Origin of the sequence: Lachnoclostridium sp. Marseille-P6806, from assembly GCF_900625025.1 — a bacterium.
Lineage (GTDB): Bacteria > Bacillota > Clostridia > Lachnospirales > Lachnospiraceae > CAG-791.
On sequence record NZ_LR130574.1, the window covers coordinates 511,157 to 536,163 of the forward strand.

The 25,007-nt window shown below is 59.1% G+C and carries 24 protein-coding genes; 7 read left to right on the forward strand and 17 right to left on the reverse strand.

The window, feature by feature from the left end:
• Positions 1 to 12: 12 nt before the first annotated feature.
• From hrcA to E0E20_RS02230, 10 genes are all read right to left on the reverse strand, one after another.
• A complete protein-coding gene (gene hrcA / locus E0E20_RS02185) occupies positions 13 to 1,026 on the reverse strand; it encodes a heat-inducible transcriptional repressor HrcA (protein WP_242622612.1) in 1,014 nt (337 codons plus the stop codon).
• 277 nt (positions 1,027 to 1,303) lie between these two features.
• Positions 1,304 to 1,726 (reverse strand): DUF6465 family protein, encoded by a 423-nt coding sequence (locus E0E20_RS02190; RefSeq protein ID WP_130836415.1) that lies wholly within the window; start codon positions 1,724 to 1,726, stop codon positions 1,304 to 1,306.
• A 182-nt stretch (positions 1,727 to 1,908) separates the two neighbouring features.
• On the reverse strand, positions 1,909 to 2,748 hold the full coding sequence (locus E0E20_RS02195) for an undecaprenyl-diphosphate phosphatase (protein ID WP_130836416.1): 840 nt from the start codon (positions 2,746 to 2,748) through the stop codon (positions 1,909 to 1,911).
• Between the two features lie 33 nt (positions 2,749 to 2,781).
• Positions 2,782 to 3,984, reverse strand: a complete 1,203-nt coding sequence (locus E0E20_RS02200; protein WP_130836417.1) for a pyridoxal phosphate-dependent aminotransferase — start codon at positions 3,982 to 3,984, stop codon at positions 2,782 to 2,784.
• Between the two features lie 34 nt (positions 3,985 to 4,018).
• On the reverse strand, positions 4,019 to 5,047 hold the full coding sequence (locus E0E20_RS02205; RefSeq protein ID WP_207302814.1) for a type I phosphomannose isomerase catalytic subunit: 1,029 nt from the start codon (positions 5,045 to 5,047) through the stop codon (positions 4,019 to 4,021).
• Positions 5,044 to 6,258 carry a glycoside hydrolase family 130 protein gene (locus tag E0E20_RS02210; RefSeq protein ID WP_242622613.1) on the reverse strand — a complete coding sequence of 405 codons (1,215 nt, stop codon included), beginning with the start codon at positions 6,256 to 6,258 and terminating at the stop codon, positions 5,044 to 5,046. The genes E0E20_RS02205 and E0E20_RS02210 overlap by 4 nt, the downstream gene beginning before the upstream one ends.
• Positions 6,255 to 7,442: an AGE family epimerase/isomerase gene (locus E0E20_RS02215; RefSeq protein WP_130836420.1), complete on the reverse strand. Its 1,188-nt coding sequence runs from the start codon at positions 7,440 to 7,442 to the stop codon at positions 6,255 to 6,257. Before E0E20_RS02215 ends, E0E20_RS02210 begins: the two co-directional genes overlap by 4 nt.
• A 44-nt stretch (positions 7,443 to 7,486) precedes the next feature.
• Positions 7,487 to 8,527 (reverse strand): LacI family DNA-binding transcriptional regulator, encoded by a 1,041-nt coding sequence (locus E0E20_RS02220; protein ID WP_130836421.1) that lies wholly within the window; start codon positions 8,525 to 8,527, stop codon positions 7,487 to 7,489.
• Positions 8,528 to 8,597: 70 nt separating this feature from the next.
• Positions 8,598 to 10,793 (reverse strand): glycoside hydrolase family 36 protein, encoded by a 2,196-nt coding sequence (locus tag E0E20_RS02225; protein ID WP_130836422.1) that lies wholly within the window; start codon positions 10,791 to 10,793, stop codon positions 8,598 to 8,600.
• Between the two features lie 6 nt (positions 10,794 to 10,799).
• Complete coding sequence (locus E0E20_RS02230; RefSeq protein WP_130836423.1) at positions 10,800 to 11,021, reverse strand: hypothetical protein; 222 nt, start codon at positions 11,019 to 11,021, stop codon at positions 10,800 to 10,802.
• Between the two features lie 319 nt (positions 11,022 to 11,340).
• Between E0E20_RS02230 and E0E20_RS02235 the strand changes: the two genes are divergently transcribed.
• The gene (locus tag E0E20_RS02235; RefSeq protein ID WP_130836424.1) at positions 11,341 to 11,781 is read left to right on the forward strand and encodes a rhodanese-like domain-containing protein; all 441 of its coding nucleotides are present in this window, start codon (positions 11,341 to 11,343) and stop codon (positions 11,779 to 11,781) included.
• 119 nt (positions 11,782 to 11,900) lie between these two features.
• Here E0E20_RS02235 and glpK read toward each other — a convergent pair whose 3' ends face one another.
• From glpK to E0E20_RS02255, 4 genes are read right to left on the reverse strand one after another with little or no spacing between them, the layout of a single operon-like run.
• Entirely contained in the window at positions 11,901 to 13,430 is a 1,530-nt protein-coding gene (gene glpK, locus E0E20_RS02240) for a glycerol kinase GlpK (RefSeq protein ID WP_130836425.1), read from the reverse strand.
• A complete protein-coding gene (locus E0E20_RS02245) occupies positions 13,427 to 13,861 on the reverse strand; it encodes a DUF1667 domain-containing protein (protein ID WP_130836426.1) in 435 nt (144 codons plus the stop codon). Before E0E20_RS02245 ends, glpK begins: the two co-directional genes overlap by 4 nt.
• A 2-nt stretch (positions 13,862 to 13,863) precedes the next feature.
• Positions 13,864 to 15,195, reverse strand: coding sequence for an NAD(P)/FAD-dependent oxidoreductase (locus E0E20_RS02250; RefSeq protein ID WP_130836427.1), 1,332 nt, complete (start codon positions 15,193 to 15,195; stop codon positions 13,864 to 13,866).
• A gap of 51 nt (positions 15,196 to 15,246) precedes the next feature.
• Positions 15,247 to 16,689, reverse strand: a complete 1,443-nt coding sequence (locus E0E20_RS02255; protein WP_130836428.1) for an NAD(P)/FAD-dependent oxidoreductase — start codon at positions 16,687 to 16,689, stop codon at positions 15,247 to 15,249.
• A 485-nt stretch (positions 16,690 to 17,174) separates the two neighbouring features.
• Here E0E20_RS02255 and E0E20_RS02260 point away from each other — a divergent pair, with 485 nt between their 5' ends.
• The 6 genes from E0E20_RS02260 (at position 17,175) to E0E20_RS02285 (ending at position 22,388) form a co-directional block, all read left to right on the forward strand.
• Positions 17,175 to 17,930: a FadR/GntR family transcriptional regulator gene (locus tag E0E20_RS02260; RefSeq protein WP_165443941.1), complete on the forward strand. Its 756-nt coding sequence runs from the start codon at positions 17,175 to 17,177 to the stop codon at positions 17,928 to 17,930.
• Positions 17,927 to 19,165, forward strand: a complete 1,239-nt coding sequence (locus E0E20_RS02265; RefSeq protein WP_130836430.1) for a glycerate kinase type-2 family protein — start codon at positions 17,927 to 17,929, stop codon at positions 19,163 to 19,165. Before E0E20_RS02260 ends, E0E20_RS02265 begins: the two co-directional genes overlap by 4 nt.
• Positions 19,166 to 19,198: 33 nt before the next feature.
• Positions 19,199 to 20,074 carry a TrmH family RNA methyltransferase gene (locus tag E0E20_RS02270; RefSeq protein ID WP_130836431.1) on the forward strand — a complete coding sequence of 292 codons (876 nt, stop codon included), beginning with the start codon at positions 19,199 to 19,201 and terminating at the stop codon, positions 20,072 to 20,074.
• A 12-nt stretch (positions 20,075 to 20,086) separates the two neighbouring features.
• Complete coding sequence (locus E0E20_RS02275; RefSeq protein ID WP_130836432.1) at positions 20,087 to 21,079, forward strand: AEC family transporter; 993 nt, start codon at positions 20,087 to 20,089, stop codon at positions 21,077 to 21,079.
• 28 nt (positions 21,080 to 21,107) lie between these two features.
• Entirely contained in the window at positions 21,108 to 21,671 is a 564-nt protein-coding gene (locus E0E20_RS02280) for a glycerol-3-phosphate responsive antiterminator (protein ID WP_130836433.1), read from the forward strand.
• Positions 21,672 to 21,785: 114 nt separating this feature from the next.
• Positions 21,786 to 22,388, forward strand: a complete 603-nt coding sequence (locus E0E20_RS02285) for a hypothetical protein (RefSeq protein WP_130836434.1) — start codon at positions 21,786 to 21,788, stop codon at positions 22,386 to 22,388.
• A gap of 318 nt (positions 22,389 to 22,706) precedes the next feature.
• On the opposite strand, the gene E0E20_RS02290 is transcribed toward E0E20_RS02285, so the two are convergent.
• From E0E20_RS02290 to E0E20_RS02300, 3 genes are read right to left on the reverse strand one after another with little or no spacing between them, the layout of a single operon-like run.
• Positions 22,707 to 23,885: a pyridoxal phosphate-dependent aminotransferase gene (locus E0E20_RS02290; protein WP_242622623.1), complete on the reverse strand. Its 1,179-nt coding sequence runs from the start codon at positions 23,883 to 23,885 to the stop codon at positions 22,707 to 22,709.
• Positions 23,886 to 23,938: 53 nt separating this feature from the next.
• On the reverse strand, positions 23,939 to 24,430 hold the full coding sequence (locus tag E0E20_RS02295) for an Lrp/AsnC family transcriptional regulator (protein WP_130836435.1): 492 nt from the start codon (positions 24,428 to 24,430) through the stop codon (positions 23,939 to 23,941).
• 47 nt (positions 24,431 to 24,477) lie between these two features.
• Entirely contained in the window at positions 24,478 to 24,993 is a 516-nt protein-coding gene (locus E0E20_RS02300) for a tRNA (cytidine(34)-2'-O)-methyltransferase (protein WP_130836436.1), read from the reverse strand.
• Between the last annotated feature and the right edge of the window lie 14 nt (positions 24,994 to 25,007).

Sequence of the window (25,007 nt, forward strand, 5' to 3'; positions counted from 1 at the left end):
TTTCCCGTATCGCTACTCTTTTTTATAGTAATCATCGAGCTGGCTCATGATCTGCTTCATGACCCCCACGACCCGGTCGTAATCCATACGCTTGGGTCCGATGATGCCGATGGTACCTTTCATGCCCTCGCCGAGCTCGTAGGTCGCGGTCACAATACTGCAGTTCTCCATGCCGTTTGTGAGCGCCGGAACCTCGCTCCCGATATAGACCTGAATGCCGTCCTCGCTCTGCTCCGCCAGCGTCTCCTGCACGATGCTGCCCAGAACCCGCTTTTCCTCAAAGTCACCGATGATGCGGCTCGCTTTCGACTGGTCAGCCAGCTCCGGATAGCGGAAAATGTTGTCCGCGCCGCTCGTATAGATCTGCGGCCGTTCATCCGCCCGGATCGCCTCCGCCGCCGCGTCAATCACCGTGGAAATGATGGCCCGGTGCTCCCCGGCCTGCTGCTTGATGGATTCGATCAAGCCGAGGTTGATCTCCTCGACCGCCGTCCCGGCAAGATTGCCGTTCAGCAGCATGTTCAGCTTCAGCAGCTCCTGCTGGTTCAGCTCCTCGCTCACCGGAATCATGGTGTTCCGGATGAGATTGCCCTCGATAACAATGACCGCCAGTATGTGGCCCGAATCAACCTGCGAGAGCTGGATGAACTTGATCTTGTTGCTTCGGATCACCGGTGTCGAGATCATGGAGGCGTAGTTGGTATTCGCCGCAAGGAGCTTTACCACCTGCTTCAGAAGATTCTCAAGGCGGTCCTCCCGCTCCAGCAGGAGGCTCTCGCGCTCGCTCTGCTCGAGCTGCTTCTCCCGCAGCATCTCATCCACATACAGGCGGTAGCCCGCATCCGAGGGGATGCGTCCCGCCGAAGTATGCGGCTGAACGATGAGCCCCAGCTCCTCCAGATCCGACATCTCGTTGCGGATCGTCGCAGGGCTCAGATGCAGGTCGGTGTACTTCGATATGGTTCGGCTCCCGACCGGCTCGCCCGTCTCCAGATAGGTGCGGACGATCGCCTGCAGGATCTTCATTTTTCTCTCCGGCAGCTCCATAGGCAGGTCCCGCTTTCTGTATCCGATGGCGTTGATGCTGTCTGGCCGGCCCGGCACATAGGCCCGGTCGTTTTTGTTAGCACTCTTTTCGTTTGAGTGCTAACGCCTTACAAGTGACAATATATCGCTGCGACTGAGGGATGTCAACTTGAAATTTCTTAAATAAAACTAAAAAGGCACGCAGCAGGTTTCCCCGCTGCGCGCGCTCCTCTTGCCTTTTCTGTATCTTCTACGGGGCCGGCTCTCCGGCTCCGCATCAGATCTCGAAGCTTCCGACCTCTCCGTCGATCACATAGTAAACTCTGGACTCCTCGGGCTTCACATAGAGCTTGACGTCCTTTGCATCCGCCGCCGTCTTGCCGACAACCTCAAGCGCTTTTGCCGCAAGCTCCTCGGTGCTGTAATCCTTTCCGAAGAACTGAACGCGCATCTCCATCTTGGGAGCGCTCTTCTTCACTGCTCTGGACGCGGTCTTTTTCACCTCGGCGGCTTTCTTTTCAACTGCCTTTACCGTCTTTGCCGCCGCTTTTTTGACCGTCTTTACTTCCTTTGCCATTTCTTCTGCCTTCTCTTCTGCCGCTTTTACCGTACTGTCAATCTTTGCTGCAACATCTTCCTTTTTGAGCGCGGACTGCTTTACCGTCGCTTTCGGTTTTGCTGTGGTCTTCTTCTCTGCCATGGTGAATCTTTCTCCTTTCGCGGAATGCCCGCAGGTCAAAGCCACGGAAACCCTTGCAAATACGGGGTTTCTCTTCAATTACGCGTAAAGACTAGCACACCGCACCCGCATTGTCAATATTTTGCAAAAACGCGGAATCTCTGAGGAATTCCGCGGGCCTGCACAAAAACAGCCCCCGAAAATCATCTCGCCAGAAGTCCGAAGTAGGTGATGACCACCGCGCCGAGAATCACACGGTACCAGCCGAAGGGCTTGAAATCATGCTGCTTGATGAACGCCATGAGAAAGCGGATAACCAGAATCGAGACGATGAACGCAACCAGCATGCCGGTTCCCAAAATGATGAGCTCCTCCGTCGAAAACGAGGGGCCATGCTTCAGAAGCTTTAAGAGCGACGCCCCCGCCATAACCGGAATCGCCAGAATAAAGGTGAACTCCGCCGCGACCGTGCGGGAAATTCCGATCAGCAGCGCGCCGATGATCGTCGCCCCGGAGCGCGAGGTTCCGGGCAGCACCGCCGCAATAAGCTGAAACAGACCGATGATCATCGCCTGACGAAAGCTGAGACTCTCCATCGACGTGGTCGTCGGAATCATGTCCCGGTTGCGATGCTCCACAATCAGAAACGCGACGCCGACGAGGATCAGCATCACCGAGACGACCTGCCAGTTATAGAGATGCGCGTCGAGCCAGTCGTCCGCGAACACGCCGATCACTCCCGCGGGAATACAGGCCGTCAGCACTTTCCCCCACAGAAGAAAGGTCTCCCTGCGCAGCGCAAGTCTCCTGCGGCGGCGGTGCCGGACGACGCCGACCGGCCAGATCGTTTTCCATGACAGCAGGATCACCGCGAGGATCGCGCCGAACTGGATCACGACAAGAAACATATCCCAGAACTCCTGCGACACCTCCATCGGAAACAGCTCATGCAGCAGAATCATATGTCCCGTGCTGCTGACCGGGAGCCACTCCGTAATCCCCTCGACGATTCCGTAGAGTACCGCTTTCAGATAATTTTCCATATCATCCTCCGTAAAGGCCCGAAATATTCTGTATCAGCTCTCCGCCATCTCCGGATACCGTTCCCGCACAAAGCGCTCAATGACGGGGAGTGCTCTCATGACCTTTTCCGTTTCCACACAGTAGGCAATGCGGAAATACCCCGGCGCGCCGAAGCCGTCCGCCGGCACGAACACAAGATCGTAGTCCAGCGCTTTCCGGCAGAATGCCGCCGCATCTTTCTCCGGCGCTCTCGGAAGCATGTAAAACGTCCCCCCGGGGCGCGGTACCTCAAAGCCGAGGCGCGTGAGCGTCTCATACAGAAGCTTCATATTTGTCTCATAGACCGAAAGCTCCGCCGTTTCCCCGCAGCACCGCCCCATGACACGCATCATGAGCGAGGACGGGCAGTTGTGTCCTATGCCGCGGCTGATCTGTCCCATCATCGGCACCAGAAGCTCCGCCATCTCGCAGGCCGGATTCACCGCCACGTAGCCGATGCGCTCTCCGGGCGCCGAGAGCGACTTGGAGAACGAGTAGCAGGTCAGCGTATTGTCATAGAAGCCCGCCGTATAGGGCAGCGTTTTTCCGTCGAACACGATCTCCCGGTACGGCTCGTCGGAAATCAGAAACAGCGGATGTCCGCACTCCTTTTCCTTACGGACAAGCAGTTCGGACAGACGGCGCAGCGCCTCCTCCGAATATACCGCGCCGGACGGATTATTCGGTGTATTGATGAGCACCGCCGCCGTATTTTCTGTGATCATCTCCTCCAGCGCGTCAAAATTGATCTGAAAGTCCTCAAAACGCGGCGGTATCACGCGGAGCTTTGCCCCTGCCCCCGTGATATAGGGAACATACTCCGGAAAGAACGGCGCCGGGACAAGAATTTCATCCCCGGGCTGCGAAACCGCCCGCAGCGCATGGGCAATGGCGCCGGCCGCTCCCGAGGTCGGGAAGATGTGCTCTCCCGTATAGCACGTCCCGAAGCGCCGGTTCAAAGACGCCGCGATCTGCTCTTTGACCTCCGGAATTCCGAGGCTCGGACTGTACCCGTGAAGGGCGAGAGGAGAAAGCTCATGCAGCAGCTCTTCGCAGACCTCACGGAAGCTCTCCGGCGGCGGAACCGACGGGTTCCCCAGACTGAAATCGAACACATTTTCATCGCCGATTTCCTTTCCCAGCGCCGCCGCGAGCTCCGACAAGTCCCGGATCACCGAGCGGTGTCTCAGCATCGCGAGATAATTCTGATTGATCATGGCCATCCTCCCCGCCAAAGCGCCCCGCGCTCTCTCAGATCACCGGCCCTGCCACAATGACATCCATGCGTCCCTCGAACACGGCGCCCTCCTCCGGCGCGCCGCCGACAGACGCCGGAAGCAGGAAGCTGTCTCCTTTTTTCAGGGGAAAACGGCTCCCCTGCGGTGCGCTGCTGTTTTTTATTATAAGGCTTCCTCCCCCGTCCGTCACGGTGCAGATCCGGAACCACCGGTCCGCCGGGAGCTCGGCGCTGTCAGACACCGGCAGGCGGGACACATAGTAAAACCGGCAGCGCACCAGCTCCGTAAGACGCCCCGCCGGCAGCGCGTCCGTGTGCCGTACCAGCTTCTCCGGCTCCCTCGCGGGGACCCCAGACACCTCGATGCTCTGCCGGATATGGAGCTCCCGCGGGCGGCCGTCCTGCAGGCGGTCATAGTCGTAGACGCGGTAGGTCACATCGCTGCTCTGCTGCGTCTCCAACAGCATGACGCCCGCCGTGATGGCGTGAATCGTCCCCGGCTCAAGCTGGATAAAATCGCCTCTTCGGACAGGAACGCGGCGCAGGAGGCTGTCCCAGCGCTTTTCCGCGATCATACCGGCAAACTCCTCCCGGCTCTTCGCCGTGTGCCCGAGAACAAGCGTGCAGTCCTCCGGGCAGTCGAGAATATACCAGCACTCCGTTTTACCCCGCGCGCCGTTCTCGTGCTCCGCGGCATACGCATCGTCCGGATGCACCTGAATGCTCAGGTCCTCTCTCGCATCGATAATCTTCGTAAGGAAAGGATATCCCGCCGCGCGATACTCCTCCGGGAGAGGGCCGAAAAATTCCGGCACGTCACGCCACAGCTCCGCGAGCGTTCTGCCTGCCGCCGCGCCGTTTACCGCGACCGATTCCCGCCCCGGATAGGCACTGACCGCCCAGCATTCACCGACGTGTCCCTCCGGAATGGCGAAGCCGAATTCCTCCGCAAGGCGCCGCCCGCCCCATATATTTTGCTGGAAATACGGCCGAAGAAATATCGGCTCCGCCGCCTCACTGTTCCCGCTTCTGTTCATGCTCATTCTTCCTCTGTTCTGCGCGCCGTACTCCCCGGTGCCGGCCGCAGCCGGGCTCCTGCCTTTTCCATATACTCCAGATTCCGCCGAATCAGCTCACAGCGCTGCCGCACGCACAGAACGCTCCGCCCCGGGTCGGCGGGAGTCTCGAAAACATAGTCCGTAAGCTTATCCAGCGTTGTCACCGCCACGTGTACGCGAGTGTCACTGGACGCGTAATAGAGCAGGACTTCACCATTTTCCTTTACAATCGCGCCGTTGGAAAATACGACGTTGGAGACATCCCCGACACGCTCCGCGCCTCGGGGGCCGATAAGAAGTCCCGATGGTTCCGCAATGACACGGGACGGATCCTCAAGCGCCGTCGCGTAGGCATAGATCACGTAGCGCAGTCCCGCCGCTGTATTGCGGACGCCATGCGCAATGTGAATCCATCCCCGCTCCGTGCGGATCGGAACGCTGCACTCGCCATTCTTCGCCTCGGTGATCTGGTGATATTTCCGACGGCTCAGAATGTTCTCCTCATCAATCACCGCATGTGTGATATCCTCACAGAGTCCCAGCCCGATGCCGCCCCCGGAGCCGGTATCGAGAAAACTGTCCATCGGCCGGGTGTAGAACGCATATTTTCCGTCTATAAATTCCGGATGCAGCACGACATTGCGCTGCTGCGGGGAACGCTTCGTGATGAGATTGGGGAGACGTTCCCACGTCTTCAGGTCTTTCGTCCGCACAATGCCGGCCGCCGCCACCGCAGCCGAGAGCTCCGGCGCCCCCGTATCCTTGCTTTCGGAGCAGAATACGCCATAAATCCACCCATCCTCATGCTTCGTGAGACGGATATCGTAGACATTGGTTTCCTCCGGGCAGCTGTCCTCAAGGACCACCGGATAATCCCAGAAGCGGAACCCGTCGATACCATTGTCCGACTCCGCCACGCCGAAAAAGGATTTGCGGTCGTTCCCCTCGATCCGCGCTATAAGGTAATACTTCCCGTTCAGCCCGATCGCACCGGAATTCAGCACGGCGTTAACTCCGAGACGCTCCATGAAATGCGGATTCGTCTCGGGATTCATGTCGTAGCGCCAGAACAGGGGAATCATTTCCCTGGTCAGCACCGGATTCACATAGCGCTCATAGATTCCATTATAAAACGTATCGTCAGGACGGTTCCTGCGGTTCAGCAATGCATCCAGCCGCGCCGCTGCACAGCTCACTGTTCCGCGCCAAGCCTCCGCATTACTTCGAGGCACATCCGCCCGTTGTGATACGGGCATTTCCACGGCTCCACAACCGGCCTGCCCTGTATGGGCTTCCCCTCCTTTGTCACCTCCCAGAACCACTCGGCACCTTCTCTCGGATCCGCTACATGGTCACGGATAAATTCCCATGTTGAAACCGCCGCCTGCCAATATTCCTCCCTCTCCGGATGCTTCTGCGCGGCGTTGAGAAAGCCCAGCACCGTCTCGGCCTGCACCCACCACACACGGTTTTCCTTTACCACTCCCCTCTCGCACTCCGCCGGAAGCGAATGGCCGTCATAGGCGGCGGCAAGAAGATTGTCCGCCATGGCGTCTGTGAGCGGCGCGATCTGCGCCTTGAGCTCCGGTTCCGCAAGAACCTCGAGCCCCCTGTCGAGAAGCCAGCTCGTCTCAATATCGTGCCCATAGGAATAGAGATCAAGCAGGGAGTGGAAGCAGCTGTCAAAAAACACCTCCTGCCGCCGCTTCTCCGGATTCCAGATCTTTTCCGCAAAATCACGGAGAATGTTCACAAGCCGCTCCTTTACCGGCTCCGATTTCGATACGCGGTACAGATTCGTATACGCCTCGAACACATGAAGAAGCGTATTCATCGTCCGATCCGCCACAACGTCGTTCTCCGACAGCTTATCGTTGACGGCCGGCCGGAACCGGAGATCCAGCGCCTCGAGGTATCCGATTTCGTCCCTCATCCGGCTTTCAATGAGCTGAAACTGCGTCATTGCCAGGTCCAGCGCTTTCGGGTCGCCGGACGCTTCATAGTATTCTGAGAGCGCATAAATCGAAAAAGCCTGATTATACGTATGCTTTGTCGTATCGAGAGGATCTCCGGCAAAAGTCACCGACCAGTATACCCCGCCATGCTCCGTGTCAAAGCAGTGCTCCCTCATAAAACGGAACGCATGCTCCGCCTCGTGAAGCAGCTCCGGATCTCCGAGCTCCAGAAAGCAGCGGGAAAAAAACCACACAATGCGGCTGTTCAGAATACAGCCCTTTTCCGCCTCCCGGTTCACATGGAGATCGTAATCCACATAGCCGTAATACCCGCCGTATATATCGTCGCGCAGACGCCTCCAAAACGGGATAATCCGCTCTCTCAGATGCGCGGAAGCCTCCTGTGCAAGCTGTTTTTTTGTCATTCTGACCTCCTCTGTGCCATATGTCCTCTGCGGAGCCCGCGGCGTCACGCCCGTGTCTCCATGATGTCCCGAACCGAATCACCCTCGATCAGCCGTCCCGCGATAATGGAAACGCCTTTCTTATAATATTCTCCGGCGATCTTTTGACGGAGAATATATAGTGCCCGCCCGGTCATTTCTTTCATGTCCACCTCATAGGTTGTGAGTGCGATATCACAGAGTCCGGGATAGAGGTAATGATCGAAGCCGACAACCGAGACATCCTCCGGAACGCGGTATCCCTGCTCCCCGAGGAGTCCGATCAGTTTCGCCGCCGTCCGGTCACAGTTGCAGACAAAGCCCGTCGGCATGTCCGCCGGGGCCGGGAGCCGGAGCACATAGTCCTCCGTGAGACCATCCTCCAGATTCCGATCGTCGATCACCTGTCTTGCCGGATCCACCGGGAGACGATATTCCGACATCGCCCGGCAAAAGCCGAAATACCTGTCCGTTATGCTCTCCGTACTCCCAACCGTCCCCACATAGCAAAGCTTCCGGTGTCCCCTTTCCAGAAGAAAACGAGTCATCCGATACATCCCGTAGTAATTATCCGTAATGACGCAGTCCAGCTCGCGGGCGCCGCCCGTGCCGTCAAGACAGACCGTCGGGACATCCGTTTTTTCCGTGAGCGCCCGCAGGTAATCCTCCCGTACCGGTCCGATTACAATGAAGCCGTCGACGCGCCGCTCTGCCGCCAGCGTCGGAAGACCGCCGCTCTCCTCCTGCTCCCGCGCAATCATCTCGAGACTCGTAAGGCACCCTTTCTGCAGTGCTCTCGCCGTCAGCTCCTGATACATTTTCCAGTAGAAAGAAGCCTGCCTGTCCTCATAGCGCGCTGCAATCAGAACCCCGATCACACATTGTCTTTCCCGCTGCATCCGTCGGACCGCGGAGGGCTGACGATACCCGAGTTCATCCGCCTTTGCCTGTATGAGGGCGCGCAGCTCCTCGCTTACGCCTTTCTTCCCGGAAAGCGCCTTGGAAACTGTGACGGCACTCACCCCCATCATGGCCGCTATGTCTGAGAGCCTCACCGATTTGCTCACGTTTCCCTCCCCCTGTCGTCCCGACGGCTCTGTGCAGCGAAGCAAAAACAATGTCTCCCGCGGCGGTTCTTCATACGGCGGACGTGCGGCGGATCTCAAACAGACGCGCCATCACCGGCTCACCAAAGCGCACCGTCAGCACACCGGAGGACGGCGCAAAAGAGAAGTCCGCGTGCTCCCGCAGAGCCTTCGCGGGATAGCGGAGCGAGACCTCCCATCCGCGTCGTCCGTGCTCGGACTCCTCCTCCCACAGGCCGCTCAGAGGAATTTCGCAGAAGTCACTCCCCGCGCCGGCGTCAGGCGTGCCCCTCCGCCACACGGCGAGATAAGCGCGCTCCTTCGTCCGGATCGCCAGCGCAGCCCACGGTTCCCGCGTATGCGCGAGCCCGAGAGGCCAGTATGGCGTGGAAATCCGGATATCTCCCCGTATCTCCTTGTACACGGAAATTCCCTCCCGTACCAGCGCAAAGCGCTCCGGGGAGAGCTCCGCCAGGTGCCCGCTCTGATGAATGCGGCACAGGAGCGCGTTCACCATATTAAACACCGCCTCCTCCGGGTCGCCGTCCCGGAGCGGATAGGACCAGACGGCCGCCTGCTCGCTCGTGAGCGCGCTCGGCACATTCGCCGCGATCGTGGAATACTGCACATAATCCTCCTGATCGCTGGTGGACTGAATGCTGTACCGGGACAGCATCGCGTAGTCCATGCGCAGGCCGCCGCTCGAACAGTTCTCTATGACGAGATCGGGATATTTCCGGAAGATCGTGTCAAGCCACGCAAGATACGCCCGCTCATGCTGCAGGAGCCCGTCGCCCGCGCTGTCCGCCGCCGTTTCCGTTCCGATGCCCGGCTCGATATTATAGTCCATCTTAATGTAGCCGACGCCATACTCGTTCACGACACGATCCACCACCCCGGTCACCTGCCGTATCACCTCCGGATTGCGGAAATCCAGCTGATAACGGCTTCTGTCGAACACACGCTTTCCGTGACGCAGAAAAAACCAGTCGTCCGCCGCGCGCTCTGCAAGAGCGCAGCGAACCCCCATAACCTCGAGCTCCAGCCATACCCCCGGGATCATCCCCCGCGCGCGGATGTAATCCGTTACCTCGCGGATGCCGTTCGGGAAACGCTCCCGGCACTCCTCCCATTCCCCGACGCTGCTCCACCATTCCCCCGGCGCATACCAACCGGCGTCGATGACGAAGTATTCCGCTCCCGCCTCTGCCGCCGCGTCGATGAGCGGAAGCTCCCTCTCCGTGGTCGGATCGCCGAAAAGACAGTTCATGTAATCGTTGAAAATGACGGGAAGCTTCCGGTTGTCCTCGTTCGGCCTGCGGATCCGCCTGCGGTAGCGGTCAAGCTCGCCCATCGCCTCGCTCACGTCCGCCGCTGAAACACCGACCGCTGCCGGAACGGAGACGAAGCTCTCCCCGGGCGCGAGCGTTTTATAAAAATGCGACTGCTGCTCGGTCGGACCGCTGACGTTCAGAAAAAAATGATCGTTCTGCATCCCATATTCATAATGCCATGAGCCGTTGTGCTCAATCTGAAATACCAGCCCGGTGTCCGCCTCCGTATTCTCGACATATCCCATCGGAAGATAATGCTTGGCCGACCAGTTTCCCGTATTCGTAATTTCAACAACCTTGCTTGTGCGGCGAAAGACATGCGGCTGCGTCTGCGCAAGACCAAGCTCCGCAAAACGGTAGGACTGCCACGCAAGCTCATGCTGCCACGCATTGTGCGGAATATAGACACGAAGCTTGCTGTCCGCATCCTGCAGCCCCTCCTTTTCCAGCCCCAGATAGGAAAAGGAACCGAGATACTCCAGCGTCTGCGGCGCATCACTGAAATTAGTGAAGCGATTCACAAAGCGGGCGACCGAAAGGCCGTCGTAAAGCTGAATCGTCGTCACCAGCTCCGCTCCCGTCGCGGTATGATGCCCGTCGCTCTCAAAGTCCGTCTGTGTAATGGTCAGCACGCGCCCCTGCTCGTTCCGGCTCTCTTTCAGTCCCGCAAACTTCATCATCACGCCCGGCACCGTTGCGACGTACTGCTGTCCCTGCTTTTCATACGGACGGTCATAACCGCTCAGATTGACCTGCGCAAACTGATAGCCCTCACGGAAATAATGTGCCGGCTCCCCCTCCTCCGCCCGCGTGTAGGGCGCGGAGGAAAAATGCAGGAGACGGATCTGATCCTCGTCCGTCACGCCAAAGACCATGTGGAGCTTACCCTCCTGATAGGAATAACAGCGTTTCATAAAAAATCACCATGCCGAAGCACTTTGTGCGAGGCACGCGCCGCAATCACCCTGCGCCGGCGCGCAGGCTGTCGAGCCGCTCTGCGGCTCATGCCATCCCTCCACCTGACAGCATTTTTCGCTTGCTGAAAGGTCCGCGCAGGCGGTTTTGCGGCTGCGACGGGAGGCGATTTGGGCTTCGGCACAAATCGCCGTGTGAAAAATCATCGCATCGGCGTGATTTTTCACACTAATCCTCCATGCCGAAGCATCTTTCAGTAAGACGCACACCGCCGGTACCTGCGCCGGTGCACTGTGCGCCGGGCCGTTCTGCGGCGCCGTCTTTTCTGTCTGGCTAAATTATAAACTAATTTAATCTGATTTTCATTGGTTAAATTAATCTATTCTGCAATTTCCCACAAATTTCTCAACCCGTATGTATGAACACATTCCCCTCATACATCCCATCATACGGCCGCGCATTTCACTTGCGGAGCGGCACCGCGTCATGCTATATATTATGGACGGACACACCCTTTCCGTCCTTTTATCCCTACGGAGGTTCCGCATGAAAGCTCTTTTGGTTTCTCTTATCGCCGTTGCTCTCCTGATCGCCGCGGTCATCTTTTTCATTCTCGTCCGGGGCAGTGCAGACGGGGCCGTCTCCATCGCCCGTGAAAATGCCGCGGACGCCGCCGGATACCGGACAATTTCTCAGGAAGAGGCCAAGGAGATTCTCGATTCCGACGAGGACTATATTCTCCTCGATGTCCGGACGCAGGAGGAATACGATGAAAAGCATATCCCGGGCGCGATTCTGATTCCCAATGAAACCATCGGAACCGTCCCGCCGGAGGAGCTTCCCGATCTGAACCAGAAGATTCTGGTATACTGCCGCTCCGGGAACCGCTCCCGGCAGGCCGCGGAAAAGCTGGCCGCCATGGGCTATACGGAAATTCTCGATTTCGGCGGCATCAACAGCTGGCCGTATGATACGACAACAGAATGAGAGGATCAAACCGGACGGCACAGAGCCGTCGGCAGTAAATTTCACTGTCGGCGGCTCTGCTTTTTCATTCTTACCTATACCACAGGATGTCTCCCCTTACACCACAGAATATCTATCCTTTACGAGCCCTGCTCCTCCGCTTTCTCTTCCATTTTCTCATCCTCGGCCCACACGAGCGCGCAGCGGACCGCCCTGCGCCAACCTCTCATCAGCCGGCTCCGCGTCTCCTCACTCATGTCCGGGCGGAACCGGCGGCCGAGCTGCCAGTTCTCGCGGATCTCGTCCCGGCTTTTCCAGTAGCCAACGGCAAGTCCCGCAAGATAAGCCGCGCCCAGCGCGGTCGTCTCGATGCACTTTGGCCGAAGCGTCTCGGTATTCATGAGATCCGCCTGAAACTTCATAAGAAAATTGTTTGCACTCGCGCCGCCATCCACCTTGAGGCTTCCCAGCGGCACCCCCGCATCCTCCTCCATCGCCGTGATGACGTCCATGGACTGATAGCAGATCGATTCCAGCGTCGCACGGATGAAATGCTCTTTCTTGCAGCCACGGGTCAGTCCGACGATGGTTCCCCGCGCATGTGGATTCCAGTGCGGCGCGCCGAGCCCCGTAAAGGCCGGCACAACATAGACTCCCGCGGTGTCGCAGACCTCATCGGCATACTCCTCCGACTGCGCCGCCGACCGTATCATGCGCATCTCGTCGCGGAGCCACTGTATCGATGAGCCGGCGACAAACACGCTCCCCTCCAGCGCGTAGCTGACCGGCTCCCCCTCCGGCGTCGCCGCGATGGTGGTGAGCAGCCCTTGTCCGGAATCAATGGCCTCGTGCCCGGTATTCATCAGGAGAAAGCCGCCGGTGCCGTAGGTATTTTTCACCTCGCCGGGCTCAAAGCAGCACTGCCCGAAGAGAGCCGCCTGCTGGTCTCCGGCCGCCGCCGCAATCGGGATCCGTCCGCCGAGCACCGAAGCCTCCGTATATCCGTAGACGCGGCTTGACGGGCAGGCCTGCGGGAGCATCGCCTCCGGAATATCCCAGATCGCGAGAAGCTCCTCGTCCCAGCGCAGCTCATGAATATTGAAGAGCATCGTGCGGGAGCAGTTCGTATAATCCGAAACATAGGTCTGCCCCCTGGTCAGATTCCAGATCAGCCATGTGTCCACCGTGCCGAAGCAGAGCTCTCCGTTCCGCGCCTTCTCCCGCGCGCCGTCCGCATGATCGAGGATCCACGCGATCTTGCTGGCGGAGAAATACGCGTCGGGAACAAGGCCGGTCTTTCCGCGGATCAGTTCTCTCTGCTCCGGGCTGAGAGCCCCGATCCGGTCCGCTGTGCGGCGGCACTGCCAGACGATCGCGTTGCAGACGGGCTTCCCGGTTTTCCGGTCCCAGACGATCGTCGTCTCCCGCTGATTGGTGATCCCGATGGCGCAGATATCCTGCGCCGCCGCGCCGATCTGCGCCATCGCCTCCATAGCGACCGCAAGCTGGGAGGACCAGATCTCCATCGGATCATGCTCCACCCATCCCGGCTGCGGAAAATACTGCGAAAACTCTTTCTGCGCAAGGGAACAGATCTTCCCGCCGTGATCGAAGAGAATGCAGCGCGAGCTGGTCGTCCCCTGATCAAGCGCCATGATATAACCGTTCATACCTCCCTTTCCCCCCGTATCTGCTCCGCCGCCTCTTCCACATCCTGCTTCGGCTCCGCTGCCGCCTCGCCCACGTCCCGCGTCGCAACCACATCCACGCCGAGCCCCAGAACATCGGCGATCACCACATCGCCGATCCTCACCGGCGCTTTCACCGACGCGCGGTTAATCGCTTCCATACAGTCAAAAACCCTCCCTTTCGGAATATCGGTTTTTGTCTTGACGGGAGCCACCGGAAGCTCACCGCCCTCCACGCGCACCGTGCTCGTCACGATGCGCACCGGATTCACCAGCTCGCTCGCCGCATACCGGCTTCCGTTCGGGCAGCCGTTTCCCCGGATATCCATCACATTTCCCTGTGCATCTGCCGTCACGCTGACAAGACAGCCGATCGGGCAGCGGATGCAGGTCAGCTCTGTCGTTTTATTCATACTTATACTCCCTGCCGCGTTCCCTGCGGCTCCTCCTCGATGCGGATCGTGATCTCCGACACTCCCGCGGCCTCCATGTCGCTCTTCCCGAGCACCACCTGCTCCATCTCCCCGGGCGCAAGGATCCGCTTTTTCTGCCGCCGGAACGCTTTGCCGTCAAAATCCACCGCCACACAGGCATCCCGGTAAACCGCGCCGACGCGAAAACGGATGATCTGACGTTCCGCCATGTACTCTGTGCGAATGGATGCCGGAACCGTGTAGCGCACCCCGTACCGGCAGCGGACGGACACTGTCCTTCCGCCTCTACTCTCTGCCGGATTCATGACATATGCCGCGGAACAGCGTCCCGCCGTACCCGCCTCCTCGGAGACGTAGTCCACCAGATCATGCACGTGGAGGACATTGCCGCAGGCAAAGACGCCGGGAATATTTGTCTCCAGCGATTCATTGACAACCGGGCCGCCCGTGACGCCGCTCAGCTCCACACCGAGCCCGTGGCTCAGCTCATTTTCCGGAATCAGTCCACAGGAGAGGAGGAGCGTGTCGCACGCGAACGTCTCCTCCGTTCCCGGGATCGGTCTGCGGTCCGGGCCGACCTCGGCAATCGTGACGGCCTCGACACGCTCCCTGCCGCGGATATCCACCACCGTATGCGACAGCTTAAGCGGAATTCCGAAATCATCGAGGCACTGGACGATATTGCGCTTCAGACCGCCGGAATAAGGCATAAGCTCCACGACGGCCCTGACTTTTGCCCCCTCAAGGGTCATACGGCGCGCCATGATGAGGCCGATGTCGCCGGATCCCAGAATGACGGCCTCACGCCCCGGCATGCGTCCCTCAATATTTACAAAGCGCTGCGCCGTGCCCGCGGTGTAGATTCCCGCCGGGCGGAAACCCGGGATATTCAGCGCGCCGCGGGGACGCTCCCGGCAGCCCATCGCAAGAACAACTGCCGACGCCCCGATCGTGAAGAAGCCGTCCTCCCGGTTCATGACCGAGAGGTATTTCAACTCTTTTCCTGCGGCGCCCGCCGTCTCCCCCCGCGAAATATCAACCGCCATCGTGTCCAGAAGAAAAGGAATCCCTCTCTCTTTCGCCATGTCGACAAAGCGTCCCGCGTATTCCGGCCCCGTCAGTTCCTCACGGAACGTATGAAGACCAAAGCCGTTATGGATGCACTGATTCAGGATCCCCCCCGGCACATGATCACGCTCGATGATCAGAATATCCTCCGGAGAGACGCCGCTTTCCGCTGCGGAGACCGCCGCGGCAAGACCCGCCGGGCCTCCTCCGATGATTGCAATTTTCACTTCCCTGTCTGCTGTCATATCCTGTTCTCTGCTCCCCGTCTCTTCCCGCTGCCGGCCGCGAAACACCGGCTACGAAATATTTGATTTGGTATACCCCGTAAGGAGCCTCGCCCCCGGTCCCGACTTCACAATGGCCTCCTCCTCGACGCCCAGCTCCCGCGCGAGGATCTCCATCTGCTTCGGTGTGCAGAAGCCGGCCTGACAGCGTCCCATGCCCGCCCGGACGCGGCGCTTTATGCCGTCAAGCGTTTTTGCCCCGACCGGACGCCGGATTGCCTCCACGATCTCGCCCTCCGTGACAAGCTCACAGCGGCAGACCACGTTGGCATACAGAGGATTTTCCGCGACGAGCCGCTTTCTCTCCTCCGGATCGGCATCCGCCATGCAGGGAATCCCTTTCCGCACCGCGATAAAATCCGTTTTCTCCGGGGCGGGAAAGCGTTCGTTGATGCGCTCCGCAAGATAACGGCCGATGGCCGGTGCGGAGGTAAGCCCCGGCGATTCGATCCCGGCCGCGTCAAAAAATCCGGGACAGTCCGCTGCCTCTCCGACGATAAAATCGCCGTTGTCGCTGTGCGCGCGCAGGCCGGTAAAAGAGGTGATGACCTGCCGCACCGGAAGCTCCTTTGCCGAAAGCCCCGCCTTTGCAAGCACCTCCTCCAGACCCGCCGCCGTCGTCTCCGTATTCTCCTTGTCCGCGATGTCCTCGGAGGTCGGCCCGAGAAGAAGATTCCCGTGGACCGTCGGTGTGACAAGGATGCCCTTGCCCATCTTCGTAGGACACTGGAAAATCGTCGCATTCACGAAGCCCGTCGTCTTTTTGTCCATCAGAAGATACTCGCCCTTCCGGGGTGTGATATGCACTTTATCCTCCGAAACCATGTTGTGGAAAACATCAGCATACACGCCCGCCGCATTCACGACCGCGCGGGTCTCGTAGCTTCCGCCTCGCGCCGTTTTGAGAACAAAGCCCTCTCCGGCCCTGCAAAGCTCCGTCACCTCCTCGCCGAAGAAAAACGAGACGCCGCCCACACAGGCATTTTCGGCCAGCGCCACGGTTAAAAGAAACGGATCTACGATGCCGCCGGTCGGGCAGTACAGCGCGCAGGTCACCGCATCGGAAAGCTGCGGCTCCTTTTCCCGCACTCTGCTGCCGTCCCACAGCTCCAGCCCCTTGACACCGTTTTCAAGGCCCTGCGCAAGAAGTCCCTCCAGCGTCCTGCGGTCCTCCTCATCAAAGCCGATAACAAGGGAGGTGTTGCGGCGGTACGGGAAATCCAACTCCTTCGACAGCTCCTCCATGAGAAGAGAACCCTCAACATTGAATCTGGCTTTCCATGTGCCCGGGTGCGCATCATGTCCCGCATGGACGATGCCGCTGTTTGCCTTGGACGTCCCCTCGCAGACATCCAGACCACGCTCCAGCACCGCCACGCTGCGCTCCCGCCGCGCAAGCTCGCGGGCGACCGCGCACCCGGTCACGCCCGCTCCGATAATGATTACATCATACATGGCTCCGTTCTCCTGTCTTTTCTGATGAGCATATAAAACTGACCGGTATAAAACGGATGAATATCACTGCGGCATCCGCGCCGGCAAACATAAAAACGGAGCGGCAAAAAACAAAGAACCTCTCTCAGCTCCTCTGTTTCCCGTCTCTCCGTCTCATGGGACCCGTCTTCAATTGCTTCCATTAATTTCCTGAATTTTTTTCATTTTAATTTTCCGGGCACAGGATGTCAAGACCGCCGCGACTCCGCATCGGCATATTCTCCATTTGTTTCTCAGCAGCAGGTCACGCCGCCGTCGACCGGGAGCGATATGCCATTGAGAAATCTTGTTCAATAATAGAGAGATGTGCTGCCGTCATCTCCTGCCGGACGGGAAAGTCCGCGCGGATTCTTTTCCTCATCCGAAGCATTATATTGTATGATTATAGAAAGCACGGGCAGCGCCCGACATCCGAAGCAGCACAGGGAAAGGCAGTTTTACCGCATATGACAGACATTTCATCGTCCCGGCGGGACGGCGACGGCGCGCTTCCGATCGTCCCGATCCGAAAAATCAACTCGACCAACGAGGTTTATAATCAGATGTCTCGTCTGATTCTGAACAGGGAGTGGCTCCCCGGGGCGAAGCTCCCCTCGGAGAACGAGCTCGCCGAGCAGTTCGGCGTCAGCCGCGTCACGGTCCGCGCCGCCATCCAGAAGCTCAAGGCGCTGCATCTCATCGAATCGCGCGTCGGCTCCGGCACCTATATCAGCAAAGCGCAGAGCGCCAGCACACTGTCCGGGCTGATTCCCACCATTTATCTAGGCGGCAGCTCCATGTATGATATCTTTCAGTACCGCGACATCATCGAGACCGGCTCCATGCCTCTCGCTATCCAGAATCAGACGCCCGAAGATATCCGGGAACTATCGGACTATCTCAAAAAAATGCAGGACTGCGCGGACCAGGACAACGCAAGGGAATTTGCGGAGAATGATTTCCGCTTTCATATGAAAATAGGCAAAATGACAAAAAACGCCCTGATCATCGAGACCAATCAGATCCTCTATCATGTGCTCCGGCAGGCGATGTACGATGTGGTGACGAAAATGCGTTACCGGAACGGCCTCGCCTATCACCGCAGAATCATCGACGCCATCCGGGAAAGAGACGCGCAGGAGGCCGGCGCTCTGATGCACGAGCACATCACGGGCAACTATTCCTATTTTGACGACAGAAAGGAAGACGGCGAAAAATCATGAATACCTCGCTTCGCACCGACGCGGACGCCATCGTCCGCGCCTCTATCCGCGCCGTGCTCCCGGACGAGGCCGTAGCCCGGGCTCTGACGGAGTACCGCCCCGGCCGCGGCAAGACCGTACTCGTCTCCGTGGGCAAGGCGGCATGGCAGATGGCGGATGCGGCCGTCCGGACGCTCGGACGGGTGGATGCCGGCATCGTCATCACCAAATATCATCATGTCATGGGAGAGATTCCCGGTGTGGAATGCTGCGAGGCGGGGCATCCCGTCCCCGATGAAAACAGCTTCGCCGCCTCCCGCCGGGCGCTTTCTCTTGTGAGCGGCCTGTGCAGAGAGGACAGCGTCCTCTTCCTCCTGTCCGGCGGAGGCTCCGCCCTGTTTGAGGATCCGCTGGTCCCCGGAGAGGAGCTGCAGGATATCACGAAGCAGCTTCTTGCCTGCGGCGCGGACATCACGGAAATAAACACGATCCGGAAGCGCCTCTCCGCGGTGAAAGGCGGGAAGTTCGCGGCAAAATGCGCGCCCGCGCGCATTTTTTCCATTGTGCTCTCCGATATTCTCGGCGACCCTCTCGATATGATCGCCTCCGGACCGGCCTGTCAGGATTCCACCAGCCGCGAGGATTCGCTCGCCGTCGCCGATAAATATCATCTGTCGCTGTCGGAGCGGGCGCAGGCCCTGATCGGGCTCGATCCCCCCGTTCTGCAGGCAGAGGTGACGACCCGGATCACCGGCTCCGTGCGGGAGCTCACGCTGGCGGCCGCCGCAAAGGCGGAGGCCCTCGGCTACACCCCCGTCATTCTGACCGACCAGCTCTGCTGCGAGGCGCGCGAGGCCGGGAGCTTTCTCGCCTCCATCCTGCGGTCGCACGCCCGAAGCGGGAAGCGGCTCGCCTATATCGCCGGGGGAGAGACCGTCGTTCACTTCACCGGGAACGGTCTCGGCGGACGCAATCAGGAGCTGGCGCTTGCCGCCGCTCCGGGGATTGCCTCCGTCCCGAACGCCGCGGTGTTCTCGTTCGGCTCGGACGGAACGGACGGCCCCACCGATGCCGCCGGCGGGTATGCGGACTCCGACACGGAGCGGGAGCTGCTTGCGAAAGGGCTCCGGGTCTACGAGGTGCTGCAGAACAATGATACCTACTCCGCCCTCCGGGAGACCGGCGGGCTCATTATGACCGGTCCTACGGGGACAAATGTCAACGACGTCTCCGTCGCTCTGCTCCGGAACGACTGATATCCGCGCCTGCGCGGCTTTGCAGCTCTGCCCATGTATTATTCCATTCAGAAAATAACCGATTTTTCCGCTCCGGAGCTGGATATTTATGCCCGGCTCTCCGAAAATCAGCTCTCACATATCTATGAGCCGGGAGACGGGCTTTTCGTCGCGGAGAGCCCGCGGGTCATTCTGCGGGCTCTCCGCGCGGGGTACCGCCCGGTATCGCTCCTGTGCGAGCCGGCAGATATCTCCGGGCAGGCCGCAGAGCTCCTCGCCGTGTGCGAAGAGCTTCCCTCCAAAGCGGCGGACGATGCTTCCGCCGGGGAAAGCCTCACCGTTTTCACCGCGCCTCTCCCCGTCCTCCGGCAGCTCACCGGTTTCCCGCTGACCCGAGGCGTGCTCTGCGCCATGAGAAGAAAGCCGCTGCCCGGCATTGCCTCCCTCTGTGCCGGAGCCCGCAGAATCGCCATTCTCGACAATATAGAAAATCCGACGAATGTCGGCGCCGTGTTCCGCTCGGCGGCAGCCCTGCATATGGACGCCGTGCTTCTTTCGCCCGGCTGCGCCGATCCCCTGTACCGCCGCGCCGCCCGCGTCTCGATGGGAACCGTCTTTCAGATTCCGTGGACGGTTCTGCCCTCCGGCGAATGGCCCTTTGCAAGCCTTGCCCTCCTGCGCCGGAAGGGCTTTCTCACCGCCGCGATGGCCCTCTGCGACGATGCCGTCCCGATCGACGACCCCGTCCTCCGGCAGGCGGAAAAGCTCGCCGTCATCCTCGGCAACGAGGGTGACGGGCTCCCCGAAAAAACCATACAGGCAGCGGATTACAAGGTGATTATCCCGATGGCGCCCGGCATCGACTCTCTCAATGTCGCCGCGGCGGGAGCCGTCGTCTTCTGGCAGCTCGCGGGACGCCGCAGCCCGTGAAAGGAAGCTCCCATGAATCTTTATGATCTGGTTCTGACCATGTTCATCATTTTTCTCCTCATTGCCTGCGGGTATATCCTCCGGAGAAAAAATATTCTGGACGACCGGGGCGCAAAGCTCCTCTCCTTTCTCGTCGTCAACATCACCAACCCGGCCATGCTGCTGGACGCCGCCATCTCGAACGAACAGGCGATTGCGCCGGATATCTTTCTGCGCGCTCTCCTGCTCGCCGTCATCTCCTACGCCATTCTCATCGCGGCGAGCTATCTGATCTGCCCGCTGCTCCGCATCCCCCGCCGCAGCCGGTACAGCTACCAGATGCTGACCGTATACGGGAATACGGCGTTCATCGGCTTTCCCGTCTGCGTCGCGGTTCTCGGCCCCGAATCGCTGGTCTATGTGGTCATCAACGGGCTGATCTTCAGCATCCTGATCTACACCTACGGCGCGGCCCTCCTGCGCAGGGCAAAGCGGTCTCAGGAGATTACGGAGACCGCCTCCGGCGCACCCGGGCCGGCGTTTCCCTCCGGGGAGCGCGGCGGCGAAACAGGGCTCCGCGGCCTCCTGCGCCTCCTCAACATCGGCACGCTGTCCGCCGCCGCGACCATCGTCATATATCTCTTCAATCCGCCCGTCACGCGCGTGATCGCCGATGCGCTCTCCTATATGGGCCGAGCCACCGTGTTTCTGTCCATGCTCGTGCTGGGGTGCTCTGCGGCCTCCATGCCGCTGCGGGCGCTCTTCCTTGAAAAGCCGCGGATGTATCTCTTTCTCGCAATCCGTATGCTGCTCCTGCCGTTCGTCATGGTGCTCGCGATGAAGCCGTTTGTCTCCGATCCGCTCCTCCTAGGCACCATGGCGGTTCTGCTCGCTCTTCCCGGCGCAAATATGCCGCTGATGATGGCAAGGGAGCTCGATCTCGACAGCGCCGATCTGTCAAGAGGCATCATTCTGTCGACGCTCCTGTGTATTTTCACCATTCCGCTCGTATGCCTCGCACTGTAAAAGGCACCCATGCTCCCGGAGGTTCCCTATGTCTCTTACGCGAAACCGGATTCTGAACTCCCCCGTCATCGCCGCCGTAAAGGACGACGGCGAACTCATGCAGGCGCTCTCCTCGGAATGCGAGGTGATTTTCCTCCTCTACGGCTCGCTCCTCAACATCGGCGAGCTGACCGACCGCATCCATGCCGCCGGCAAAACGGCGGTCGTCCATATCGATCTCCTCGACGGTCTCGCAAACCGGGAGATCGCCGTCGATATACTGCTTAAATTCAGCCGCCCGGACGGCATCATCTCGACCCGGCCGGCCATGATACGCCATGCGCGGCACGCGGGGCTCCTCACGATTCAGCGGGCGTTCATCATCGATTCCATGTCCGTCGGGAATCTGATCGCCCAGATCGGCACCGGCAAGCCGGACTTCATCGAAATCATGCCCGGAATCATGCCCCGCATCATCGCCGAAATCGGAAAGCAGACGCATATTCCCCTGATCGCCGGCGGCCTTATCAAATACCGCGACGAGGTCATCTCCGCGCTGGACGCGGGCGCGGTCGCCGTCTCAACCAGCAGTCAGGCGGTCTGGGAGATGTGACCGGTCTTGACCTTTTCTCACCGGATGCGATAAAATCGCCCCTGTGCGCCATTCGCACAGGTTCCCGCCGTCTGCCGTTTACCGGTTCCGCCCTTTTTCTTTTGTGAGGCTGCCATGAAAACTCCCTTACAGTACCAGATCACAGAATTCGACTGCGGAAGAGCATCCCTGATCAATGCTCTCCTGTTTCTCCTCGACAGAGAGGGTATCCGGCCGGAGGCGCTGCATCTGATCGAGCGGGCCACGCTGGACAATGTCGACGAAAACTGCAAATTCGGCTACTGCGGAAGCTCCGAGGCCGGCTTCCGCTATTTTGCCAACCGCATGCACCATTACCATGAGCAGACGGCGTTTCCCGTGGACTGCCTTTTTATCAGCGGCAGGGATGTCTCGATGCGCGAGGGGAGCCTGCTCCGCGACGCGCTCCTGCAGGGCTGTGTCGCCGTATCCTGTCTCCTGAACGAGGGCGACCTCCACTATGCCCTGTTAAACGGCATCTGCACGGATGACAGCGGCGACGCCGTCGTAAATATGTTCGATCCCTATTATGAAGCGCCGGAATGCTTTCTGGACCGTCGGGTGCAGGTGATCGGAGACGATCCGTTCGTCAACCGAAAGGTCCGGTTCGATGTGTTTGACGACGAGGATGCGCAGAACTACAATTTTGCGGGCTACGAGGAAAAATTCGCCCTGCTGCTTCGGCGCACGGACCGGTGAGGTGAAGCGCTCCGCCGCCCGGGAGAGCGGCGTCCCCTCTCGGCGCACCGCCGCGGCGCAGCCGAGTTTCCCGCGGCGCTTCCGCCGCACGCAAAAGCCCTAATGCAAAAAGTTCTTAATGTAAAAAGCTCTTAACGCAAAAAAGCTCCCATAAAAGGGAGGATGCCGGATATCCTTGCGGACACCCGGCAATATTATGAAAAAGTTATTAGTAAAACGAACCTCGATGTGGGCTTTGGTTCCCTTGCTGTATCTTATGGTTATATATTACTTTTCAATCGTGTACAAAGTTTGTGTCTGTTTTGAAGAATTATTAAATTAAATATGAACAGACTGTGAACGCAGCTCCGCCACGAATTCTCCCAGTCTTCCCAGCGCCTTTTTCAGATTCTCGATGGAATAGGCGTAGGAAATCCGCAGGAACCCCTCCCCGCAGTCGCCGAACGCCGTCCCCGGCACGATCGCGACCTTTTTCTCTTTCAGCAGTCTTGTCGCAAACTCCTCGCTGCTCATGGCAAACTCCGAAACATCCGGGAAAACATAAAAGGCCCCCTCCGGCTCAAAGACCGGAATGCCCATGCCCCGGAGCTCATTCACCACGTAGCGGCGGCGCTCATTGTACGATTCCCGCATCATCTCCACATCGGCGTCGCCTTTGTCGAGCGCCTCGATGGCCGCGTACTGCGAGGTAGTCGGCGCGCACATGATCGCATACTGGTGAATCTTCGTCATCTGATGGATCAGCTCCCGCGGGCCGCAGGCATAGCCCAGTCTCCACCCCGTCATCGCATAGGCCTTTGAAAAGCCGTTCACAAGAACGGTTCTGTCCCGCATCCCCGGGAGGGCGGCAATCGAAACATGCTTCCCCGCATAGGTCAGCTCGCCGTATATCTCATCCGACAGCACAAACAGATTACGCTTCTCAATGACCGGAACGAGCGCCTCCAGATCCTCTCTCGTCATGATCGCACCGGTCGGATTGTTCGGGAACGGCAGAACCAGAATCTTCGAGCGCTCCGTACAGGCCGCCTCCAGCTCCTCCGGCGTAAGGCGGAACAGGTTTTCCGCTTTCAGATTAATGATCACCGGCTTCGCATCCGCCAGAATCGCGCAGGGCTCATAGGACACATAGCTTGGCTGGGGGATCAAAACCTCGTCGCCCGCATTGATCATCGCGCGGAACATCAGATCGATGGCCTCCGAGCCGCCGACGGTGATGAGAACCTCGCTCATGGGGTCGTAGGCGATTCCCTGCGTCCGACTGAGATAATTCGTTATGGACTGCCGAAGCTCCTTGAGGCCGGAATTGGAGGTATAGAACGTTCTGCCCTTTTCGAGCGAGTAAATGCCCTCGTCCCTGATATGCCACGGCGTCTCAAAATCGGGCTCGCCGACGCCGAGGGAGATGGCGTCTTTCATTTCGCTGACGATGTCAAAGAACCTGCGGATCCCCGAGGGCTTAAGCGCGACGGTTTTCTCCGACAGCGCTCCCGCCACATCCGGGCGCTCCGCCTGCTTTCCGTTTATCATATTTTCATTTTCGTCGGCTCTCACGGCGTGATCATCTCCCTTTTATCCTCTTCCGGTTTTGCCAGAATGGTTCCGTGATCCTTGTACTTTTTCAGGACATATGAGGTCTGTGTCCCGGTCACCGTATCCAGCGTGGACAGCTTGGACGTGACAAAAAGCGCCACCTCCTTGAACGTCTTGCCCGCCAGCGTAACCATCAGATCACAGCCGCCGGAAATCAGATAGACCGATTCCACCTCCGGGTACTTGTAGATGCGCTCGGCAATCTTGTCAAAACCCTGCCCGCGCTGCGGTGTGACATGCACCTCAATCATCGCCGTAACCCGGTCGACCTCCGTCCTGTCCCAGTCGATCATGGTGTGGTAGCCGCAGATGATCCCGTTCTCCTCCATTCTCTGGAGCTTGTTCAGAACGTCGATCTCCTCCGTCCCGAGCATGACCGCCAGATCTCTGGTATTGATGCGGCTGTTCTTCTCAATGACATTCAAAATCTTTTCATCTGTCGAATCCATAATGCTCGCCCTCCCGGAAAACTTTGTACTATCATAGCACGGCCGTTTTACGCGCGCCAGTGAAGTCTGTGCAGCTCGCCCTCCCGCACAAGACCGGCAAAATCATTCTGCCGCAGCGCCTCGTACAGGACAATCGCCACGGAATTGGCCAGATTGAGCGAGCGGACGCCGCTCCCCATCGGAATACGGATGCACTGCGGCTCGTTCTCCGCAAGAATTTCCTCGGGGATCCCCGCGCTTTCCCGGCCGAACATAATAAAATCTTTCGCTCCGAACGAGGCCTCGGTATACATCCGCTTCGCCTTTGTTGTCGCAAACCAGAGCTTCGCATCCGAATGCTCCGCGCGGTGCGCCTCCATACTCTGCATAAAGCGCTCATAATTGACGTGGCGGTGGAGCTCCAGCGCCTCCCAGTAATCCATCCCGGCGCGCCGCACCGTCTTGTCATTCAGAAGAAAGCCCAGCGGCTCAATGAGGTCGAGCGCCGCGCCCGTCGCCGCACAGCTGCGGCCGATGTTGCCGGTGTTGCTGGGAATCTCCGGCTGATACAGAACAATGTGCATCGTCACTCCCCCGC

What these genes read in the sequence shown, in the direction of transcription:
- E0E20_RS02245 (WP_130836426.1), bottom strand. Translation starts at nt 13,861, where the DNA reads ATGAATAAAACGACAGAGCTGACCTGCATCCGCTGCCCGATCGGCTGT.
- E0E20_RS02255 (WP_130836428.1), bottom strand. Translation starts at nt 16,689, where the DNA reads ATGTATGATGTAATCATTATCGGAGCGGGCGTGACCGGGTGCGCGGTC.
- E0E20_RS02280 (WP_130836433.1), top strand. Translation starts at nt 21,108, where the DNA reads ATGTCTCTTACGCGAAACCGGATTCTGAACTCCCCCGTCATCGCCGCC.
- glpK (WP_130836425.1), bottom strand. Translation starts at nt 13,430, where the DNA reads ATGAACGGTTATATCATGGCGCTTGATCAGGGGACGACCAGCTCGCGC.
- E0E20_RS02300 (WP_130836436.1), bottom strand. Translation starts at nt 24,993, where the DNA reads ATGCACATTGTTCTGTATCAGCCGGAGATTCCCAGCAACACCGGCAAC.
- E0E20_RS02215 (WP_130836420.1), bottom strand. Translation starts at nt 7,442, where the DNA reads ATGACAAAAAAACAGCTTGCACAGGAGGCTTCCGCGCATCTGAGAGAG.
- E0E20_RS02285 (WP_130836434.1), top strand. Translation starts at nt 21,786, where the DNA reads ATGAAAACTCCCTTACAGTACCAGATCACAGAATTCGACTGCGGAAGA.
- E0E20_RS02235 (WP_130836424.1), top strand. Translation starts at nt 11,341, where the DNA reads ATGAAAGCTCTTTTGGTTTCTCTTATCGCCGTTGCTCTCCTGATCGCC.
- E0E20_RS02200 (WP_130836417.1), bottom strand. Translation starts at nt 3,984, where the DNA reads ATGATCAATCAGAATTATCTCGCGATGCTGAGACACCGCTCGGTGATC.
- E0E20_RS02225 (WP_130836422.1), bottom strand. Translation starts at nt 10,793, where the DNA reads ATGAAACGCTGTTATTCCTATCAGGAGGGTAAGCTCCACATGGTCTTT.
- E0E20_RS02250 (WP_130836427.1), bottom strand. Translation starts at nt 15,195, where the DNA reads ATGACAGCAGACAGGGAAGTGAAAATTGCAATCATCGGAGGAGGCCCG.
- E0E20_RS02190 (WP_130836415.1), bottom strand. Translation starts at nt 1,726, where the DNA reads ATGGCAGAGAAGAAGACCACAGCAAAACCGAAAGCGACGGTAAAGCAG.
- E0E20_RS02205 (WP_207302814.1), bottom strand. Translation starts at nt 5,047, where the DNA reads ATGAGCATGAACAGAAGCGGGAACAGTGAGGCGGCGGAGCCGATATTT.
- E0E20_RS02295 (WP_130836435.1), bottom strand. Translation starts at nt 24,430, where the DNA reads ATGGATTCGACAGATGAAAAGATTTTGAATGTCATTGAGAAGAACAGC.
- E0E20_RS02260 (WP_165443941.1), top strand. Translation starts at nt 17,175, where the DNA reads ATGACAGACATTTCATCGTCCCGGCGGGACGGCGACGGCGCGCTTCCG.
- E0E20_RS02195 (WP_130836416.1), bottom strand. Translation starts at nt 2,748, where the DNA reads ATGGAAAATTATCTGAAAGCGGTACTCTACGGAATCGTCGAGGGGATT.
- hrcA (WP_242622612.1), bottom strand. Translation starts at nt 1,026, where the DNA reads ATGAAGATCCTGCAGGCGATCGTCCGCACCTATCTGGAGACGGGCGAG.
- E0E20_RS02275 (WP_130836432.1), top strand. Translation starts at nt 20,087, where the DNA reads ATGAATCTTTATGATCTGGTTCTGACCATGTTCATCATTTTTCTCCTC.
- E0E20_RS02265 (WP_130836430.1), top strand. Translation starts at nt 17,927, where the DNA reads ATGAATACCTCGCTTCGCACCGACGCGGACGCCATCGTCCGCGCCTCT.
- E0E20_RS02270 (WP_130836431.1), top strand. Translation starts at nt 19,199, where the DNA reads ATGTATTATTCCATTCAGAAAATAACCGATTTTTCCGCTCCGGAGCTG.